General features: G+C 76.9%; 1 protein-coding gene and 1 pseudogene. Both read left to right on the plus strand.

What is annotated here, in order from left to right; translation table 11 throughout:
* Positions 1-224: 224 nt before the first annotated feature.
* Positions 225-1,115, plus strand: a pseudogene (locus HCN56_RS24785) (hypothetical protein); the annotation flags it as partial.
* A 366-nt stretch (positions 1,116-1,481) separates the two neighbouring features.
* Complete coding sequence (locus HCN56_RS24790; protein WP_167974781.1) at positions 1,482-2,900, plus strand: SRPBCC domain-containing protein; 1,419 nt, start codon at positions 1,482-1,484, stop codon at positions 2,898-2,900.
* The last annotated feature ends 143 nt before the right edge of the window (positions 2,901-3,043 follow it).

Raw genomic sequence — 3,043 nt, forward strand, 5'->3', positions numbered from 1 at the left:
GCGCCGGCTGCCACGCCGAGCGCGCCGCCGCCCACGCCGCCTCCGCCGGGAGCGGCGGCGCGCCCTCCCCCTACTGACGCCTACTGACGCCTACTGACGCCCGTTGGCGCGGCGGGCCGGACCGAGGCGGGTGCCGGCCGCGCCGGGCGTGCGTGCGAGGCGGCCCCAACTTCCACTCCTGCGGGTGACGTTGCTTCCGCGAAACGTCCCGTAGCGTGCGAGACATGATCGACTCCACCGGGACCGCCCCCGGCACCGCCGGCGGTCCGGCTCCCGTCGCCCCGGAGCCCGGGCGGCCGCCGGTGGGGAAGCGAGTCGGGGGCCTGGTCGTGCGGCAGGGCGGCCCGGGCCGGGAGACACCTCCCGCCGCCGCGCCCGAGGAGGACGGCGGCGGTCCCGAACCCTCGCTCTCCGGCAGGCTGCCGGTCGCCGACGGTACCGGTCGGTTCCTCGTGCTGCTCGCCGTGTTCGTCTGCGCCGCCTGCGGTCTGGTCTACGAACTGACCCTCATCGCGGTCGCGGACCACCTGGTGGGGGACACCGTCACCCAGACCTCCGTGGTCCTGTCGTTCATGGTCTTCGCCATGGGCATCGGCTCGCTCGCCGCCAAACGGCTGCGGACCCGTGCCTCGCTCGCCTTCGGCCTGCTGGAAGCGGCCCTGGCGCTCGTCGGCGGCACCTCCACGCTGGTGCTCTTCGCCGTCCACCTCTGGCTCGGCGAGATCCGCCCCGTACTGTTCGCATTCGCACTCGTCATCGGTTTCCTCATCGGCATGGAGATGCCGCTGCTGATGACGCTGATCCAGCGCATCCGCCGCCAGGACGCCGGAGGCGCCGTCGCCGACCTCTCCGCCGCGGACTACGTCGGGGCGCTGCTGGGTGGCCTCGCGTTCCCCTTCCTCTTGCTGCCGCACCTCGGCCGCCTCAACGCGGCCCTGCTGACCGGGGTCGTCAACGCCGTCGCGGGCGGCGCCGTGGTGCTCTGGCTCTTCCACCGCGACCTCACCCGGCGCGGCCGGGCGCTGCTGGTGACCGTCAGCGTCGCCGTCGTCGTCGCGCTGGCGGCCACCGTCACCCTCAGCGCCTCGCTCGACGAGGCGGTGACCCGCAGCGTGGAACGCGCCTCCGGTGAGCCGGAGCGGACCACCCACGCCGGGCCGGCGGGGGAGGACGGCGCAGCCGGCGCCGCCATCGGCGCCGGCGAGGTCGGTCTGCCCGGCGGGGAGGGCGCCCCCGGGCAGGCCGAGCAGCGGGCCGAGCGCCGCGCGGAGGACCGGGACGGCGCCGACGCCGGGGACGAGGAGGGCTGAGACCGGGCCGTCGCGGCCCCGCCGCGCCCGGCTTGCCCGACCCTCGGGCGTCGACCCCGCGGCGCGGTCCCGAATCGCGCGACCCCGGAACACGGGCCCGGGCGGGCCCGGTTCGCGCAATGCGGCGCGCGCCCCCACGTGGTCGCGCTCCCAGTGGGTAGGCTCCGCTCCATGGAGCACGAGATCTTCGTACCGTTCTCAGCCACCGCGGTGCGTGCCGCGCTCGCCGAACAGGAACGCGTCGCACGCTGCGTGCCGGGCTTCCAGGTGGAACCGGGGGACGACCCCGAGGCACTCGCCGGCCGGCTGCGGCTCCGGATCGGCGGCTCCACCATCACCTATCGAGGCACCGTGACCCTCACCGGGCGCGGCGAGGGTGTCGACGTGGACGCCGTCGGGTCCGAGGCGCGCGGCAACGGCACCGTGCGGCTGCGGTTGACCGTCGTCCCCCGACCCGTCGAGGACGGCTCCGGTACGACGCTGTCCTACACGGGCAGCACCGAGGCGACCGGCCGCCTCGCCGAGATCGAGCCCGCGCAGCGCGAGACCGCCGCGAGGAGGCTGCTGGATCGTTTCACCGAGGCGCTCGTCGGCGAGATCGGCGAGGCGGAGCCGCCCGCCGCGGAACCCCGCGACGACGACGATCAGCGCGCGATCCCGGGCATCCCGGGGCCGGGCAAGGGCGACGGCAGCCCGACGGGCGGTGCCTCGGCGAGCGGCACCGGCTCGACCGGTTCCTCGTCCGGCTCCTCGTCCGACGACGGTGGCGCGGAGGACTCCGCCGCGGAGAAGGCGGACGACGGCAGCCGGAGCGAGGCCGAGACGCCCGCCACCCGCCCCGACGGCGCCGACGCCGCTGACGAGGTCGACGCAGCCGATCCCGCGGCGGACGAGGAGCCGACGCGCGGGTCCGCCGACAGCCGACCCGAGGACGGTGGCACCGCAGCCGAGCAGGCGGCCGCACCGGCCGACCGCGCGGCCGAGACCGCGCCGGCCGCCGGGGGTGAGGCCGAGGGTGACGCCGACGACCGCGGAACTGCCGACGAGGAACCCGCAGCGCACTCCACCGAGCCGGCCGCCGATGGCGAAGCCGATGGCAATGCCGCCGACACCGATGCCGACAAGGCCGACGCCGGCGCAGCCGCCGACGCCCCTGAAGCCGGTGACGCCGGTACCGGTGACGCGGACACCACCGCCGATGCCGACCACCAGCCGCGCCCCGCCGGGGAGTTCAGCGGTCGGGACCCTCACCTGGACGGCATCGGCGAGAGCGAGGCGGACCGCAAGGCCCGTGAGGCCCGCGCCGCCGGCCTCGGTGCGGACCGTTCCGACGACGACTCCGACGACGACGCCGACCCGCTCGACGCCCAGCCGCCGTACGCCCCGGAGGCCGACCTCGCCCGCCGGACGATGATCGGCCGCAGCGCGGAGGAGGTGGACCACGCACCGCCGCGCGGACGGTACGCCCCGCAGCCCGCCCCGGGCGACACCGGCGCCGCCCGGCTGACGCTGAAGTGGGCCGCCCCGGCCGCGGCCATCGCCGTCGCCGGCGCGGTGGCCATCGGCCGCGTCTTCCGCCGCCGCCGCTGACCCTGCCCGGCACAGGCCCGTTCCGGCCCGCCCGAGTCGCCTCGCACGCGCCCGTTCCCGCGGAGCCGGCTGCCCCCCGTGCCCGGGTTCGTTCCCGCGGCGGGGTGGCCGATCCGGTGAAGCCCGGTTGACACGCCCGAACG

This window comes from Streptomyces lonarensis, from assembly GCF_012033735.1.
Taxonomy (GTDB): Bacteria; Actinomycetota; Actinomycetes; order Streptomycetales; family Streptomycetaceae; genus Streptomyces; species Streptomyces lonarensis.